This window comes from Paenibacillus sp. LX16 (genome assembly GCF_036252815.1).
GTDB lineage: Bacteria > Bacillota > Bacilli > Paenibacillales > Paenibacillaceae > Paenibacillus > Paenibacillus polymyxa_B.
This window is the reverse complement of sequence record NZ_CP141152.1, coordinates 377,791-394,137: the sequence shown is the minus strand read 5'-3', so window position 1 is coordinate 394,137 and position 16,347 is coordinate 377,791. Positions and strand designations below refer to the sequence as shown.

Here is a 16,347-nt window from a genome sequence, read left to right as displayed (position 1 = left end):
TTGCAACCAGTGGTTAATTAAATTACAGTTAACTAATTAACTACATCGAGGTGGATCGCATGTTCTTTTTTTTGGACTCCGAAATTCGTCAACTGGCCTATAATCTCTTTCCAGGTGGCAATAAACCGATTGGTGTTTTGGTAGATTTATTTTCCATAACGTATGAAATACGTAAAAATATGGAAAAACGTTCACGTGAATTTGGTCTCTCCTACGGGCAATATATCGCGCTTTGTGTACTTTCAGCGCAAAGAGATGAAATGTCATCTCCTTCTGCTTTGGCTGATAAGATGGGTGTAAGCCGGGCAGCAATCAGTTCTATGGTTATTTCTCTCGAACAAGAGGGATTCATTAATAAATATGACGATCCCAATGACAAGCGGGGAGTGTTTGTGTCCCTGAACGATAAAGGAAGAAGTAAAATTCAACAGATGGATCCCTTTTTCGTAGGGCTGGCGTCACGTTTGATGTCAGACTTTAGTGAGTCGGAAATCTGTCAGTTCCAAACCTATTTGTCACGTGTACGTTCTGCATTTGAAGATGTTAAAGGTTCGCGTCTAACCGACTCCAGAGAGGAGAGAGAAAAATGGTGCGAAGACTGAGACAAAAACTGTTCGTCAAACTCGCCCGCATATCGGCTGGCAGAATGGTAGCTGCGTCCGATTTCAAACCTTCGCATTCTCCCAAAGTACATCGGAAAGAAAGGATCATCCCCACCTCTGTTGGTGACTCCAGGGTGATTGTATATGAACCTTCTCACCGGTCTGCTGATCCACTCCCTGTATTCGTTAATTTCCATGGCAGCGGTTTTGTAATGGGCAGCGCCGAAATGGATGATCCCTGGTGCCCGGTCATTGCTGAACGTGCGAATTGCGTCGTCGTTAATGTTGATTATCGCTTGGCCCCGGAACATAAATTCCCTATCCCGCTACAGGAAAGCTATGATGTGACCCAATGGTTGTACGAGCATCCTGATGTGCTTAACGTAGATCCTCAACGCATTGCGGTTGGGGGACACAGTGCGGGCGGCAATCTAGCGGCAGCGCTATGTCTTATGTCCCGGGAGCGCAAGGAATTTCCGATTGTATATCAGGTACTGGATTACCCACCACTGGATATTGCTACAGATCCCAAATTGAAGCCCCAATTCGAGAAGGGGATTCCGCCACGAGTAGCAAAAATCTTTAATGAAAGTTATCTGAACTCACCAGATGAGGCGCGAAATCCGTTAGTTTCCCCCATTTTTGCAGAATCACTACATAATCTCCCTCCTGCTCTGATCATAACCGCGGAGTTGGACTCCTTGGCTGACGAAGCCGAGTTGTATGCCAAACGGCTGATTGAAGCAGATGTCCCTGTGAAGTATAAAAAATACATGGGTGCCGCACATGCCTTTACCCATAGCGGCGATCTCGCTGTAGCTGAAAACGCCTGGCACCTGATGAGCGATCAGTTGAAATTGGCATTTGAATTCCGCATCGGGGACGTCCTGGCAGAACTGAAGAAATAAAAATAAGCCCCCTGCTCCCACTGCCATCATACAGTCGGGTTCAGGAGGCTTATTATTTATCATTACAAACTGTTAAAAGCGTCAGTCAATACAGGCACAATTTGCGCTTTGCGCGATACAACGCCTTTTAGAACAGCCTTATTGTCGTCCAATTGAACATTATAGGCTTTCTCAACCGCTTGTGCTTGGCTTCCCAGGGCAATACCAATGGAATCACTGTTCACGATGTCTGTTACAACGAACAGGAACAGATCGAGATTTTTGGCCTCAATGGTTTGGGATAATGCAGCTTCTAGGTCAGCTTGACGCGATAGCACATCGTTGACGTCTACTGCGTTCACTTGAGCAATTTCCACTTTGCGACCATTCATCTGAAATTCTTTGGCATCCAGACTTACTAACTGTTCAATGGTATGACCACTCAAATCAGCTCCCGCTTTAAGCAAGTCAAATCCGTAACGATCTGCATCTACACCAGCAATTTCAGCCAGTTCACGAGCAGCAGCTACGTCTTGATCCGTGCAGGTTGGGGATTTAAACAACAGGGAATCGGAAATAATCGCGGACAACATTAGACCTGCGATTTCTTTCGGAATCGCTACACCATTTTCCTTGTAGAGCTTGTTCAAAATGGTGGCTGTGCAACCCACTGGCTCAGCGCGGAAGTATAACGGCTGGCTTGTTTCAAAGTTAGCGATCCGGTGATGGTCGATGACTTCAGTTACACGTACCTTGTCAATATCAGCGGCGCTTTGCTGGCGTTCATTATGATCGACCAGAATGACGTTGTCCGTTTCAGCAGCAACCTGCTCAACCAGACGTGGCGCGCTCACTTTGAAATAATCCAGTGCATACTGCGTTTCCCCGTTCACCTCGCCCAGACGAACCGGCTCTACGTCCGCGCCCAGTTTGGTTTTCAAGTCTGCATAAGCAATAGCTGAGCAAATGGTATCCGTATCCGGATTTTTATGCCCGAAAATCAATGTTTTTGCCAACATAATCGACTCCTTTGCCTTAGGCATTTTACATGATTGTGAAACCTCAACAATTCCAATGCAGATTATATCATTAAATCTAGCATTCTCCCATTCCCCTTCGATTGTTTTCAAAAATAATCTAGTAAATTCATAACATTTCCATGGAATCTACATGTAATGTTACCCTTATTTTTTCTAAAAATATAAAAAACATATAGTAATATATCCCACCAATATGGTAAGATATGCCTCAAAACTGGCAAGTTAGTCACCAGTGGTCAATTCTATTATTTTAGATATTAAGGGAGGCGTGAGAACAACGGCAGTGGCTTCAAATCCTAGTATGTAGAGATATCATATTTTGATTGAAAAGAGGGAAATCTTTGAAAAAGCCGATCATTTTGCAAAAAATACCTGTCGTATCACTCGCTCTTGCTTTGACGGTAAGCTTATCTCTGCCGTCTGTCAGTTCTGCTGCTACCGCAGATATGCAACTCAACTCATTTTTGGAAGCTCAACAAGCATTGACTATTGAGGCGGCTCCGGCCTTCATTTCGCCAGAGCTCAGCACAGACTCTTCCCGCCAGGTCAGAGTCATCGTACAGCTTGATGGTGAGCCCTTAGCCGTGGACAAATATGTGGCACGTTCAGGCGCCCAAGCTTTCACAGCTCAATCTGAGCAAAAAGCGGAATCCGCGATTGCCACCGAGCAAACTACGTTCGTAGACCAAGCCGCTGAGCATGGTATTTCTCTTCAGGTGAATTACCAGTACAACACGGTGCTTAACGGCTTGGAGGTCACACTGCCGGCCAATAAGATTCCAGAACTGGCTAAACTGCCAGGCGTGAAATCCATTCATGAAAACAAAACGTATTATTCCATCCCCGTACAGGACCCGCCAACACTTACAGCCAGTGAAGCCACTTATGATAACGCACCGCTGGACCAGATTGGTGTTCCTGAAGCCTGGGCCAAAGGATTGAATGGCGAGGGAATCAAGGTCGGGGTTATTGATACCGGTATCGATTATGAGCATCCGGATTTGAAAGAAGCCTATAAAGGCGGATATGACTCTTTTGAACAGGACAACGACCCTTACGAGGAACCGTTCCTTGAAAAAGAGAATGACCCATACGGCACAGGTTTTAGCGGAACGACACATGGTACTCACGTCTCCGGCACGATTGCCGGTAAAGCCGCAAATAAATCCTCGGATATTGTGCAAAAGGGTATTGCCTATAAATCGGACTTATACGTGTATAAAGTGCTTGGACGCAATACCAAAACGGGTCGCTCCTCCGGTTCCTCCGCACAGGTCATTGATGGCATTGAACGCGCTGTCAAAGATGGTATGAACGTCATTAACCTGTCGCTGGGCTCGGATTCCGAAAAGGACCCGAACTCCCCGGATTCCATTGCTATTAATAATGCCGTACTTTCCGGCGTAGTCGCGGTCATAGCGAATGGTAATGCGGCAGAGGATGGGCCCTATTTTTATTCCATGGGTTCTCCCGCAACATCACAGCTGGCGATTTCCGTCGGTGCAGCTACTTCGCCGAGCAAAAGCTTCTCGGGGACAGCTTCGGTCACCCGTGACTCCTATTGGGAGGCTAACGGTGAATTGAAAAAGACCGTAACTGATGACGCTTATGCACATTATGATTTTAATTTGATGGGCTGGGAGACAGGCAGAGAAGACTTTGCCTCCATTTTGGGAACTGCCCCTTATGAGCTCGTATATGGGAATCTGGGACAACCTGATGATTTTGAAGGGAAAGACGTAGCAGGCAAAATCGTCCTTGTTTCACGCGGCAACTTGGCATTCGTGGATAAAATCGCAAATGCGAAAAAAAACGGTGCGAAGGCTGTGATCGTTTTTAATGGGAATACGAAAGCGGGCGACATCACCAAAGCTGATTTAGGAGAAAGTATTTCAGGTCGCGATGACTACGTAAATTCCAATTTGGGTGATAGCTTTGACTTTATTCCGACCTTTGACATGAAAGGTAAGGAAGGTCGCGCGCTGGCTAAACAAATCGTGGACAACGCTGGAGAGAAGTTCTCCGTCTCCTTTGGGGCAGATTATATTCGTACAGATAATGCAGGCGATACGATGGCCGGATTCAGCTCCCGCGGACCGAACGGAGATGAACTGCTCAGTATCAAACCGGATGTGAGCGCACCGGGTGTTGGCATTTTATCAACCTACCCTGCCTTCGCCAAGTTCTATCCGGATGCTTCTTATGAGCAAGCCTACAAACGCAGTAACGGAACAAGTATGGCATCTCCGCATGTGGCTGGACTTGCTGTGCTGCTGAAGCAGCAGCATCCAAACTGGAATCCGTTTGATATCCGCGCTGCTCTGGCAAACACTTCGGTTACACTCTTTGATGAGGATAAAATCCAATATGATGTGTATTCCCAAGGTGCAGGCCTTGTAAACATCGCTAATGCGATTCAGACGCCAGCCCTGCTGGAAACCGTCGAAAAGATTACGATTCTCGACAAAAACTTTAATCGGCAGGAGGTTGTGAATTACAATCCTTCCGCCAGCTTCGGGGTGTTACGACCTGGTAGTGATGCGAAGCAGATTCAGCTTCAACTCAAAAACTTGTCGGCTAACACTGTGCAATATGAAGCCAGCACCGTGTTACATGATAATGTAACCTCTGATCCAACTAAGCCGATTGCTACACCTGACGTGAGCAACATTGCCGTTCAGTTGCAAGGTGTGGGCGCGAATGGAGCAATTTCGGCAGAACCGGGTAAATCGCAACCGTTCTTCCTGTCTGTACAACCAAATTCGGGTGCAGCCACAGGTGTATATGAAGGGGAAGTTATTCTGAAAAGCGCCGGACTGCCAACCCTTCATCTGCCGTTCGTCGTTCATGTTGGCAAGGAAAATCCTACAACTGGCTTCGGCTTGCAGGACCTGAGTGTTACCAATCCGATTATTTACCCAAGTCGGACAGGTGCTCAGCGCTCAACAGATTTGGCTTTTCGCCTGACCACAGATAAAACCAACCAGATCGCGCTTTATGTATACGGCGTAGATGATAAATTGATCGGTCTGATTGATGGAATAACGACTTCCAAAGAACAAGGAGCTAACGCTCGCCTCAAACAAGGCGCATATTCCTTTAAGGGTATTGACGGAAGTTACGTCGAATTAGATGACAATGGCAAGCCTGTGCTGGATGCTAACGGTCAGCCCGTTATTCAACACTTGAAAGATGGCGTGTACAAGCTGGAAGTCAGTTCTCCGGAACTGAATGAAAAGGGTGAAGTCGAACGCAATACCGATGGTCCTAAACTGTTCACCGCCACTAAAGCTATTCGTGTGGATAATAGCGCCGCATCCAGCGGTAGTGGTGGAGGCGGCGGTGGTGGAGGTGGCAGAAGCAATACTACACCTTCTGCTGCAACGAACACATCCACCCCTGTCCCTACATCTGCCCCTTCACTTCAAAGCGTTGTGAAACAAGGACAGGCTGTTAAAACTATCACTACAGCCGTTGCATTGAACAATAATGTACAGTCGCTGACAGTAACCGATGCAGATTTGCGGACTGCCGTGACAGCAGCAGGTTCCAGCCCGATAGCTATTGTACTGTCGGCTACTAGCCAAGCAGGCCAAACGACGAAGGCATCGCTCACTTCCACACAACTGGTAATGTTGGGCAAGGCTGCAGCAGGAAGCAGCTTGATTGTAAGCAATACAGGCTCCTCTCTGGCTTTGCCAGTATCCGCTCTGAAAAATGTTCCTGCTGGTGCAGGCATTGAAGTGATCATCAGCAGCCAGGCAGAGGCGAGCGATACATTTACAGGCAAGCTGAAAGGCTCCAATGTGATCGGCACCCCGGTAGGGTTTGAAGCTAACGTTGTCACTGGTGGCAAGAGTCAATCGCTCAAAGTTGCTTCAGGACAGTTTATTAGCAGATCCTTTACCGTACCTGGTCAAATTGATTCCAATACAGCCGGTGTACTCTATACGGCAAACGGAAATGTCTATCCCGTTCCATCCGTCTTCACCAAGCAGGCTGATGGCTCTACCGTCGTCAAGGTAAGCCGTCCGGGCTTCTCGACGTATGCAGCGGCGACACGTCCCGTTAGCTTTGAAGATATTTCATCGTCGTATGCCCAATCCGAAATTCAATCGTTAGCGAACAAGTTGCTGATTAACGGCACGACCGACACGACTTTCTCACCGAAGAAGAACGTGACACGTGCAGAATTTGCAGCCCTGGTCACTCGGGCACTCGGCCTGACACCGGGTACTTCTGCACCATTCAGTGATATCCCGGCAGGTAGCTGGTATTCCGGCGATGTGGCAGCCGCTTATGAAGCTGGATTGATTACGGGTCGCAGCAGCGACAAGTTTGATCCGAACGCTAATATCAGTCGTCAAGAGATTGCTGTCGTGCTGGGTAAAGCTGTAGACCTGCTTCAAATCAAAGCAGCAGCCGATGGCCCTGCACGTACACCGTACCATGATGCTTCATCCTTTGCAGGCTATGCCAAGGACAGTATTGAAAAAGTAAGTGCAGCAGGCATCATCAACGGAGAAGCGATTAAAGGCTCCTCCTACTTCCAGCCGAATGCACCTACAACCCGTGAGGCATCTGCCAAGGTGCTGCATGTGCTTTTACAGAAAGCTTCGCTGATTAACTAACAATAGAAAAGCCCCCCGAGCCGTGTTATAACCAAAGCTGCGGTTCGGGGGGCTGTTTTTATGTTACGCCATAATCTGCAATACTATACTGTTCCCGCTAAAGGTAGCGTTACTTTGAATATACTTCCCGTTCCCAGGGTGCTTTCGGCCGTAATGTTCCCGCCATGTGCTTCCACGATGGACTGTGTAATGGCCAGACCAAGACCCGCCCCGCCTGAGCTACGTGTACGCGATTCATCTCCACGATAAAAACGCTCAAATATTCGCTCCAGCTGTTCTTTACTCATGCCTGGCCCGTTATCACGAATTTGGATATCCACCAACTTCTTACCTGCAGACAGGTTTACCTGGATCACACCTCTTTCCATATCAGTATGCTGAACAGCATTGTGAAACAGGTTGAGCACGACCTGCTTGATTTTATCCCCCTCTGCCAACACCCGTATACCTGCCGTCATATCAAAAACTACCTTACGTGTACCTGCCAGCATAAGGAGCTGAGGTTTCATTTCCAGCAGCAACGCATCTAGTGGTATGTCTTCCAGCTTCAGCTCCGGTGTTCGGTCCAGCTTAGCCAACAATAGTAAATCAGAGACAAGTTTATTCATCCGCTTGGATTCACCGTACATACTTTCTAGTGCCGATTGAAGCTGCTTCGGATTAGATGCTGCTCCACGAAGCAGCACTTCCAAGAAACCGTGAATAGATGTGAGCGGGGTGCGCAGTTCATGGGAAGCATCCGCAATAAATCGTCTCATCTGCATCTGCAATTCCCGTTCGGCAGCAAAAGAATGCTCCAACCGTTCCAGCATCCCGTTAAATGAAACCGCCAAACGATCCACCTCATACTGTCCCTGCTCTGCGTCAAAGCGCTCGGCCAGATTGCCCGCATCAATACGTTTGACTGCCTCGACCATCCTGGAAAGGGGCACCAACGTGCGGCGCAGCACAGGAAGCATAAGCGCCAACCCAATCGCAAGCGCAATCAGTGATAATAAAATAAAGGTGCGGAGCTGGTTAATCAACTGCTCTTGCATAGAAGTCGTGGATACGCCCATTTGAAGTAAACCGAACGAACGGTCAGGTGGACCGAGCGGACGGAATACAACCAGTTGCTCTTTCCCCTGAGCATCCGTGATTAATTGATAGCCGTGACGCATGCGTTTGCTCTGCTGCATCGCATGATATTGCTCAGTGGTGAGACGTGGCGGCTTAAGCCCGTTTTCGTTGGACAGGCTCTGGAAGGTGCCGTCTGTATCTATAGAAGCGAGCGACATATCCGGCCAGAACAAAAACGGCCCTGGTCGATTATTCCTCCGGTTGGTTTGTTCTTGGGGAGCGGTTACCTCTCTCTGCTCCTGTGAATCCTTAATCAATAAATCAGCAGGAATTGAATTCAACTGCGTATCCATAGCTTCTGCCCGACTGCGATACAGAAAATCTTTCATCAGAAAATATTGTAGAAAACCAATCAATACGAGCAGCAAAGCCAAAATGAGTAACGTTCTGGCCAAAAGCTGGGATCGGAGAGAACGGAGTGCATATTTTCTCCGACTTTTCCCGCCCGCCTTCATAGCAGATCCACCCGGTAGCCCACACCGCGCAGCGTACGAATGACCCGATGCTCCTTGTCTTTGAGTTTTTCACGTAAGGAGCGAATGTACACCTCAACAATATTATCCTCGCCCCCAAAATCGTACCCCCATACCCGGTCCAGAATACGACTTTTACTCAGCACAATCCCGTGATTCAACACCAGAAACTTCAATAGTTCATATTCGGTAGGCGACAGCTCCAGCACCTGACTCTGATAACGAATTTCCTTCCGTCGATCATCCACTTGAAAGGGGCCGTGAACCACTTCCCCCAGCAAATCGGGGAACTGATTGCGCAAGCGCGCTTCAATGCGAGCCAGCAGCTCATTAAAACTGAAGGGCTTTACGACATAATCATCCGCGCCGAGTTTTAATCCCTTTACCCGATCGTCCACATCATCCTTGGCAGTCAGCATAATGACTGCGATGTTATCCTCCGTCTCCTTGAGGCTTTGGCACACCTCAAAACCGTTCATTTCCGGCATCATCACATCCAGCACTGCTACATGCGGATGGAATTCCTTTGCCAGATCGAGCGCATCACTCCCGTTCTCTGCAGTTCTGACTTCATATCCTTCATTAATCAGTCCAAGCTCTAAAAATTGCAAAATATGAGGCTCATCGTCTGCCAGCATAATTTTAACTCCATGTATTGGATTCATTATTCATCTTCCCTTTCATATTGCCGCATTTCCCTCATAAAAAAGTCAGTTCATTTCTCACCTGTATCTAATATACCTGAATCTTGTCGTAAAAAAAGCACCCCTGCTCAGCTTTCAGCTAACGTTCAGGGAGCGCTCAGAACCAATTAAGGTACGTCTGGCATGATAATAGCAAGCCGGTAGTTCACCGGGCCAAGATCAGAAGCGACTGGTCATTCCGCAGTCCTGAAGATAGCGGCTAGAACAACGGAATAAATACAAAGAATTTTCACAGGGAGTGGAATGAACATGATTAAGAAATGGTTTAAGACCAGGGCGGACATCCCCCTGATCATCATTATGCTGATATCCGCATTTTTGAACGGATACAACATCTGGCAAGACAAATATGTAAACACCTACTATACGACGGCCGTAGCAAGCATGCTACAGAGCTTTCACAACTTCTTTTTCGCCTCACTTGATTCTGCCGGATCGGTAACGGTAGACAAACCGCCTGTGGTGTTCTGGATTCAGACACTGAGCGCCTATATATTCGGGCTTCACGGATGGAGCGTTATCTTGCCACAGGCGCTGGCTCAGGTCGGATCAGTCTTGCTCGTTTACTTACTCGTCAAACCGAGTTTCGGTACGATGGCCGCACGATTGGCCGCCTTCGCCATGGCAACGACACCGATAGCCGTAGCGGTTAGCCGCACGAATAACATCGACGCTATGTTGGTCTTCACACTGTTGCTCGCAACATGGCTATTGTTCAGAGGCATTAGAAATAGCAAAACCGGGCTGATCCTTGCTGCTTTCGCAGTCGTGGGCATCGCCTTTAACGAAAAAATGCTACAAGCCTATATGATCGTTCCCGCACTGGGTCTGTTCTATCTGCTGGCTTCCAAGTTTAACTGGAAGCGAAAAGCAGTAACACTGGTAGGATCAGCAGTTGTCCTCCTGATCGTATCGCTCTCCTGGGCAGTCGTAGTGGACTCTACTCCGGCAGATGAACGCCCCTATATGGGGAGTAGCGGTACGAACTCTGTACTGAATTTGGCCTTTGGTTATAACGGCCTGTCCCGTCTGACAGGAGATCAGGGTACAGGTGGCAATCGTGGCGGTGAACGCACGGATCGGAACAATAACGCTGCAACGAATAGCAGCAATACGAGCACGGATCAGGCTCAGACAACTACATCATCGGACAGTACTACCACTACGGGTGACTCTGGTACCAACAACATGGCCGCAGGCGGATTCGGTGCAGGTGGCCAATTGCCGCCGGGCGGATTTGGCGACAACGGGCAGGGCAGCCCTGGCGGCGGTCAAGGTGGCCCTGGTGGTGGATTTGGCGGGAATTCCGGTGGTGGTATGTTCGGCACTGGCGAAAAAGGACCTTTGCGGTTGTTCCAATCTTCCCTGTCAGGTCAAGCCAGCTGGCTGCTTCCATTCGCATTAATTGCTTCCATCGGCCTGCTTGCAAGCATTCGACGTCGTAATATCACACAAAAACACAAAGAGGTCATCTTCTGGCTGGCCTGGTTGATTCCCGTAGCTGCATTTTTCAGCGTAGCAGGATTCTTTCATCATTATTACCTGATTATGCTCGCGCCACCAATTGCAGCGCTCTTTGGAGCAGGATTCGTAGAATTGTGGAAGCAGTATCGTGAGCGTTCCAACTGGCTCTCCTGGCTGTTACCCGCAGCAGTACTGGCAACCTCGGTATTTAGCTGGTTTGTTTTGCAAAATTACAACGATACGATTGGCAGTGGCTGGTCCATCGCGGTATTGATCCTAGGGATCATCGGCACGGTGCTGCTGATAGTAGCACGAATGAAATCTGAGAAGTTCACAAGATTCGCCATCATTGCAAGTGTACTCGCTATGTTTATCGGTCCTGCATACTGGGCATTGACACCGATCATCTACGGGGGGAACAGCATGATTCCACAAGCCGGACCCACTCAATTTGGCGGTGGTGGTGGCGGAATGCCGGGCGGCAATGATCGCAATAGAGGTCAGAGCGCCAATGGGCAACAAGCCGAAGGAACTCAAACGAATAACCAGACCAATAATGCAGAGAATTCCAGTCCTGATGGAAATACTTCAAGCACACAAACAAGTACAGACACGGAACAAAAATCTTCTACCCGTTCCAGAGGAATGGGGGGACCCAATGGTAGCCAAAGTTTAGATCAAAAAACGTTGAGCTACTTGCAAAAAAATAACACAGGTGAAACCTACCTTTTCGCAGCAAGTAATTATTCAACGGCTGCTCCTTACCTGGTCGAGGCCGGACAAAAAGTAATTATTATGAACGGTTTTGTATCTTCCGATCCAGTCTATACCGTCGATAAAATCAAGGCGCTGGTCGAAAGCGGCCAAGTGAAGTACTTCATGATTTCTGGTGGAGGCGGCGGACCGGACGGCGGTAACTCTGAAGTCACTGCATGGATCAAAGAACATGGCAAAGTGATTCCTACAGATGAATGGAAAACAACAACAGGCGAAACAAGTACAGACGTTAAAGCAACCAAGAGCGGAAGCGACGCCACGAACAGCAATGCGAACGCCCAGGATGGTCAAGGTGGCCCTGGCGGAGACGAACGTGGCGGAAGCGGTACTTTATACGAAATCACATTATAAATGAGGAGGAACTACGAATGAGTGAACCCATCCGTTATTCCATAGTTATTCCGATGTACAACGAGGAAGCCGTTATTACGGAAACCTACCGGAGGCTGAAACAAGTCATGGGCTCAATGGGTGAGCCCTACGAGCTGATCTTCGTAAATGATGGAAGTTCGGACCGCAGCGTCCAATTGATCAAGGAATTCAGTCTCAGAGATGACACCATTGTATTGATTGATTTCTCTCGCAATTTTGGTCATCAGCTAGCGATTACCGCCGGGATGGATTATGCGGTTGGGGAGGCGGTCGTCGTCATTGACGCCGACCTCCAGGACCCGCCGGAACTGATTGTTAAGATGGCTAACAAGTGGAAGGAAGGCTATGAAGTGGTCTACGCCAAACGACTCAAACGCAATGGCGAAACTCGCTTCAAGAAATGGTCTGCCAGCCTCTTCTACCGTGTACTTAAAGCATCAACGGATATTAATATCCCGGTCGACACCGGAGACTTCCGCCTAATGGATCGCAAGGTCATAGAAGAATTGAAACGGCTGCCGGAAAATAACCGATTCGTTCGTGGACTGGTCAGCTGGATCGGTTTCAAACAAACTGCTGTAGAATATGAGCGCGATGAGCGGCTCGCAGGCGAAACCAAGTATCCGTTGAAACGAATGATCAAGCTCAGTCTGGACGGGATCACATCCTTTTCGATTAAACCGCTTAAGCTGGCAGGGTATATCGGCGCACTTCTGTCCATGTCCGGCTTCCTGTATCTGATGTACGTATTATTTCTCAACTTTTTTACCGATTCCTATGTGATGAAGGGCTGGTCGTCCATGATTAGTATCAGCCTGATCTTCGACGGAGTGATCCTGATCATTCTCGGTATTATGGGTGAATATGTTGGACGGATCTATGACGAAACCAAAGCACGCCCGCTCTACATTGTCCGTGAGCATCTAGGTGGACAATACGAAAACGGTCCGACACATACTATGAAAGTCCCTGAACCCCGTGAATCCCTGTACATGCAAGGAGCCCGTGAAAGTCTGATTTCGGCAGGACGCACCGTGCGCGGCAACAGTGCAGTATATACCGGACCCAAATCCGGTCATGGAGCCTAACCCATGAAAAGTCGCATGGTCCAGCTGCTTCCTATGATCCGATTTGGCATCGTAGGTCTGGTGAATACGGGTGTAGATTATATCATTTTTATGCTGCTGGCTTGGGGCGGAGTGCCGGTCATTGTAGCGCAGGTCATTTCGTACAGCTGCGGCACAGCCAACAGTTATATTTTGAACAGCAAATGGACATTCAACAAACAACTATCAAACGACAATAATAAGCGTCAATTACCTAAATTTATCGTTATCAACCTCATCGTATTGGGGATAACCTCCTTATTACTGCAGGTGCTTCACACTGGAACCGAGCTGCCACTTGCTTTAGGCAAGCTGATCGCGACCGCAGCCGGAATGATCATCAATTATATCGGGAGCCGATACTGGGTATTCGGTTCCCCATCCCGAAAGGAAAGTGAGTTTCTATGAGAAAAATTACAAAAGCTGTTATTCCAGCCGCCGGATTAGGAACCCGTTTTCTACCAGCTACGAAAGCTTTACCGAAAGAGATGCTTCCAATCGTAGACAAGCCGGCTATTCAATATATCGTAGAAGAAGCCATCAAGTCCGGAATTGAGAGCATCATTATCGTAACGGGGCGTAATAAAAAAGCCATCGAGGATCATTTTGACAAGTCTGTGGAGTTGGAGCAGGTACTGGAGAGCAAAGGTAAATATGATCTCCTACGTGAAGTTCAAAGCATCGGGGGTAAAGCAGTCATTCACTATATCCGTCAAAAAGAACCCCTCGGCTTGGGACACGCGGTAAGCTGCGCTCGTCAGTTCATTGGCGATGAGCCCTTTGCCGTGTTGCTGGGCGATGATATTATGAATTCCTCCACCCCGGCGATTCGTCAAATGATGGATGTTTACGAAGCGACTGGCAAGCAAGTCGTCGGCGTGCGCACAGTGGAAGAACAGGATGTGAGTAAATACGGCATTATTGACTCCACTCACCAGAACGGTCTCATTCACGAAGTCGGTGGACTTGTTGAAAAACCATCTCCGGCAGAGGCCCCCTCGCGGCAGGCAGTCATTGGTCGGTATGTGTTAGAGCCTTCCATTTTCTCTATATTGGAAAACCTGTCCACTGGAGCGGGCGGTGAATACCAATTGACAGACGCCCTTCATCAAGTAGCCTTGCAGAACCAACTGCTCGCATTAGAACTGGAAGGCACACGTTATGATATTGGAGATAAAGCTGGATATCTGGAAGCCGTGCTCCACATGGGGATGCAACGCGAAGATTTGCGTCCAATGCTTGACTCCATGATGCGCGAGTGGGCGCTTGCTTCAATGATAAAATAGGGGAATTGCCTTCCTCCGAAATCCGACGGGTGCTGTGAAATCACGAGAGTAGATGGATAAACATGTAAACTTGTACAATATAGGAGTACAGCAGCATTTGAATCTGCACGGCCGCCCAGCCAAAACTAAGGAGGAAAAGGACCTATGATACCTGAAGGAAATCTGCAAAGTAATGTGGATCGTTTCAACGGTTTTGCCGACAACTACGATCAGCACCGCCCGGAAGCGCCGTCACTCGTCGTGGAAATTATCAGCCGCTATCTGGAGCGAGACGTAGAGCTAGTTGCCGATCTTGGCTGCGGTACAGGACTTTCAACCTTCATATGGGAAAACGCCGCTCGGCAAATCGTCGGTATCGAACCTAACCCAGATATGAGAGGAAAGGCGCAGCGCAAGCTGGAGACAGCAGGAACGACAATGGCAGGAACCATTTCCTTCAAAAGCGGGTTCTCCAACAACCTGCCCTTTGAGGACGGAACTGTAGACGTCATCACCTGCTCTCAATCCTTTCACTGGATGGACCCCGAGAGCACGCTTCAGGAAGCGGGCAGGGTCTTGGCTCAGGGCGGCGTGTTCGCAGCCTTTGACTGTGACTGGCCTCCGGTGCTGCAATGGCAGATAGAGCAAGCTTATACAGAGCTTATCACCAAAGCGGATACCCTTTTGGAACAGGAAGCCCCAGTAGAGCAGCAAGCTCATAAATGGAGCAAGGATCAGCATTTAGCTAATCTGCACCGTAGCGGGCAATTCCGATATACCCGGGAGATTGTCTTCCACAACCGTGAGCAGTGTGACGCAGCTCGTTATACAGGGCTCGCTCTCAGCCAAGGGGGTATTCAAAGTCTCTTCAAACTTGGCAATAGAACGCTTGACGGCGATGTAGCCCGCTTCGTGAACCTGGTAGAGAATTATTTTCAGGGCAGAACACTAGACATCCTGTTCAGCTATCGTATGCGGCTCGGCATCAAGTAGAAAGAAATCAAGGCCATCGTGCATGATACGCTCTTCGGCTTAGGGCAAAAAAGACTCTCCCTCGCCTCGTAAAAACGAGTGCGTACAGGAGAGTCTTTTTCTTCAATAAATAGCCACGCTCATATCCCTGCAAACCTTAGTTGCAGTTCCACTGTGTCTTCAACCTAGGAAGAGCGGACAGCCAATAAGTGCGCCAACCGATCAGGATAGTCCGTGATGATGCCGTTCACCCCGGCCTCCAGCAGACGCTTCATTTCTTCTGGCTCATTCACCGTCCATGGGTGGTAGACGACACCTAATGCCAAAGCCTCTGATACAGCTTCTGGTGTAACCACTTGTTTGTAGGCATGAAGTGCTGTAACCCCGAATTGGGTGGCATACTCCGATGGACGAACCATAATCTCGATATACAGCGCCCCCGTCTTGATTTCAGGAGCAAGCTGCGCACAGAGCGCCAGCGATTCGTGATTGAAGCTGGATATGATTACCCACTGTTCCAATCCAAAACGCTTCACAGCAGCAATAACCTCTTCCTCCATTCCCGGATAGAGATAAATGCTATTTTTCAACTCTAAATTAATAATTGTATTGGAGGACTGGGCTAGTTCCAGTAGCTCATCCATCATCGGGACCCGCTCACCCCGGAATTTCTCATCAAACCAACCGCCCGCATCCAGTTTATTTAATTCTTCCAGCGTAATATCCCTTACATCCATTGAGCAACCTGTCGTACGCTCCAGCGACTCATCGTGAATTAGCACCAGATGCCCATCTTGGGTACGCTGCACATCCGTTTCTATACCTGTTGCTCCCAGTTCCAAGGCGTGGCGGAATGCCGCCATCGTATTCTCAGGACATACACCTGAAGCTCCGCGGTGTGCGAAATTAATCACCTTTTCGGTTACAGTCACAAC

General features: G+C 48.6%; 12 protein-coding genes. 8 read left to right on the top strand and 4 right to left on the bottom strand.

The annotated features are described in order from the left end of the window. Nucleotides 1–59 precede the first annotated feature (59 nt). Nucleotides 60–602, top strand: a complete 543-nt coding sequence (locus T3H97_RS01690; RefSeq protein ID WP_069290889.1) for a MarR family winged helix-turn-helix transcriptional regulator — start codon at nucleotides 60–62, stop codon at nucleotides 600–602. Continuing rightward, nucleotides 587–1,510: an alpha/beta hydrolase gene (locus T3H97_RS01685; protein ID WP_190298462.1), complete on the top strand. Its 924-nt coding sequence runs from the start codon at nucleotides 587–589 to the stop codon at nucleotides 1,508–1,510. The genes T3H97_RS01690 and T3H97_RS01685 overlap by 16 nt, the downstream gene beginning before the upstream one ends. A gap of 62 nt (nucleotides 1,511–1,572) precedes the next feature. On the opposite strand, the gene T3H97_RS01680 is transcribed toward T3H97_RS01685, so the two are convergent. Next, nucleotides 1,573–2,508, bottom strand: coding sequence for a manganese-dependent inorganic pyrophosphatase (locus tag T3H97_RS01680; protein ID WP_328801514.1), 936 nt, complete (start codon nucleotides 2,506–2,508; stop codon nucleotides 1,573–1,575). A gap of 362 nt (nucleotides 2,509–2,870) precedes the next feature. Between T3H97_RS01680 and T3H97_RS01675 the strand changes: the two genes are divergently transcribed. After that, entirely contained in the window at nucleotides 2,871–7,160 is a 4,290-nt protein-coding gene (locus T3H97_RS01675; RefSeq protein ID WP_328801513.1) for a S8 family serine peptidase, read from the top strand. 83 nt (nucleotides 7,161–7,243) lie between these two features. On the opposite strand, the gene T3H97_RS01670 is transcribed toward T3H97_RS01675, so the two are convergent. Both T3H97_RS01670 and T3H97_RS01665 read right to left on the bottom strand, forming a co-directional pair. Then, the gene (locus T3H97_RS01670; protein ID WP_328801512.1) at nucleotides 7,244–8,734 is read right to left on the bottom strand and encodes a sensor histidine kinase; all 1,491 of its coding nucleotides are present in this window, start codon (nucleotides 8,732–8,734) and stop codon (nucleotides 7,244–7,246) included. Next, nucleotides 8,731–9,417 carry a response regulator transcription factor gene (locus tag T3H97_RS01665; protein ID WP_328801511.1) on the bottom strand — a complete coding sequence of 229 codons (687 nt, stop codon included), beginning with the start codon at nucleotides 9,415–9,417 and terminating at the stop codon, nucleotides 8,731–8,733. Before T3H97_RS01665 ends, T3H97_RS01670 begins: the two co-directional genes overlap by 4 nt. 288 nt (nucleotides 9,418–9,705) lie before the next feature. Between T3H97_RS01665 and T3H97_RS01660 the strand changes: the two genes are divergently transcribed. The 5 genes from T3H97_RS01660 (at nucleotide 9,706) to T3H97_RS01640 (ending at nucleotide 15,433) form a co-directional block, all read left to right on the top strand. Beyond that, the gene (locus tag T3H97_RS01660; protein ID WP_328801510.1) at nucleotides 9,706–12,048 is read left to right on the top strand and encodes a glycosyltransferase family 39 protein; all 2,343 of its coding nucleotides are present in this window, start codon (nucleotides 9,706–9,708) and stop codon (nucleotides 12,046–12,048) included. Between the two features lie 17 nt (nucleotides 12,049–12,065). Continuing rightward, entirely contained in the window at nucleotides 12,066–13,157 is a 1,092-nt protein-coding gene (locus T3H97_RS01655) for a glycosyltransferase family 2 protein (protein WP_328801509.1), read from the top strand. 3 nt (nucleotides 13,158–13,160) lie between these two features. Further along, complete coding sequence (locus tag T3H97_RS01650; protein ID WP_328801508.1) at nucleotides 13,161–13,583, top strand: GtrA family protein; 423 nt, start codon at nucleotides 13,161–13,163, stop codon at nucleotides 13,581–13,583. Next, the gene (gene galU / locus T3H97_RS01645; RefSeq protein ID WP_025723867.1) at nucleotides 13,580–14,461 is read left to right on the top strand and encodes a UTP--glucose-1-phosphate uridylyltransferase GalU; all 882 of its coding nucleotides are present in this window, start codon (nucleotides 13,580–13,582) and stop codon (nucleotides 14,459–14,461) included. Before T3H97_RS01650 ends, galU begins: the two co-directional genes overlap by 4 nt. 144 nt (nucleotides 14,462–14,605) lie before the next feature. Then, entirely contained in the window at nucleotides 14,606–15,433 is an 828-nt protein-coding gene (locus T3H97_RS01640) for a class I SAM-dependent methyltransferase (protein ID WP_328801507.1), read from the top strand. Nucleotides 15,434–15,597: 164 nt separating this feature from the next. On the opposite strand, the gene T3H97_RS01635 is transcribed toward T3H97_RS01640, so the two are convergent. Next, nucleotides 15,598–16,344 (bottom strand): glycerophosphodiester phosphodiesterase, encoded by a 747-nt coding sequence (locus T3H97_RS01635; protein WP_328801506.1) that lies wholly within the window; start codon nucleotides 16,342–16,344, stop codon nucleotides 15,598–15,600. Nucleotides 16,345–16,347: the final 3 nt, after the last annotated feature.

What these genes read in the sequence shown, in the direction of transcription:
- T3H97_RS01640 (WP_328801507.1), top strand. Translation starts at nt 14,606, where the DNA reads ATGATACCTGAAGGAAATCTGCAAAGTAATGTGGATCGTTTCAACGGT.
- galU (WP_025723867.1), top strand. Translation starts at nt 13,580, where the DNA reads ATGAGAAAAATTACAAAAGCTGTTATTCCAGCCGCCGGATTAGGAACC.
- T3H97_RS01655 (WP_328801509.1), top strand. Translation starts at nt 12,066, where the DNA reads ATGAGTGAACCCATCCGTTATTCCATAGTTATTCCGATGTACAACGAG.
- T3H97_RS01670 (WP_328801512.1), bottom strand. Translation starts at nt 8,734, where the DNA reads ATGAAGGCGGGCGGGAAAAGTCGGAGAAAATATGCACTCCGTTCTCTC.
- T3H97_RS01685 (WP_190298462.1), top strand. Translation starts at nt 587, where the DNA reads ATGGTGCGAAGACTGAGACAAAAACTGTTCGTCAAACTCGCCCGCATA.
- T3H97_RS01660 (WP_328801510.1), top strand. Translation starts at nt 9,706, where the DNA reads ATGATTAAGAAATGGTTTAAGACCAGGGCGGACATCCCCCTGATCATC.
- T3H97_RS01680 (WP_328801514.1), bottom strand. Translation starts at nt 2,508, where the DNA reads ATGTTGGCAAAAACATTGATTTTCGGGCATAAAAATCCGGATACGGAT.
- T3H97_RS01690 (WP_069290889.1), top strand. Translation starts at nt 60, where the DNA reads ATGTTCTTTTTTTTGGACTCCGAAATTCGTCAACTGGCCTATAATCTC.
- T3H97_RS01665 (WP_328801511.1), bottom strand. Translation starts at nt 9,417, where the DNA reads ATGAATCCAATACATGGAGTTAAAATTATGCTGGCAGACGATGAGCCT.
- T3H97_RS01650 (WP_328801508.1), top strand. Translation starts at nt 13,161, where the DNA reads ATGAAAAGTCGCATGGTCCAGCTGCTTCCTATGATCCGATTTGGCATC.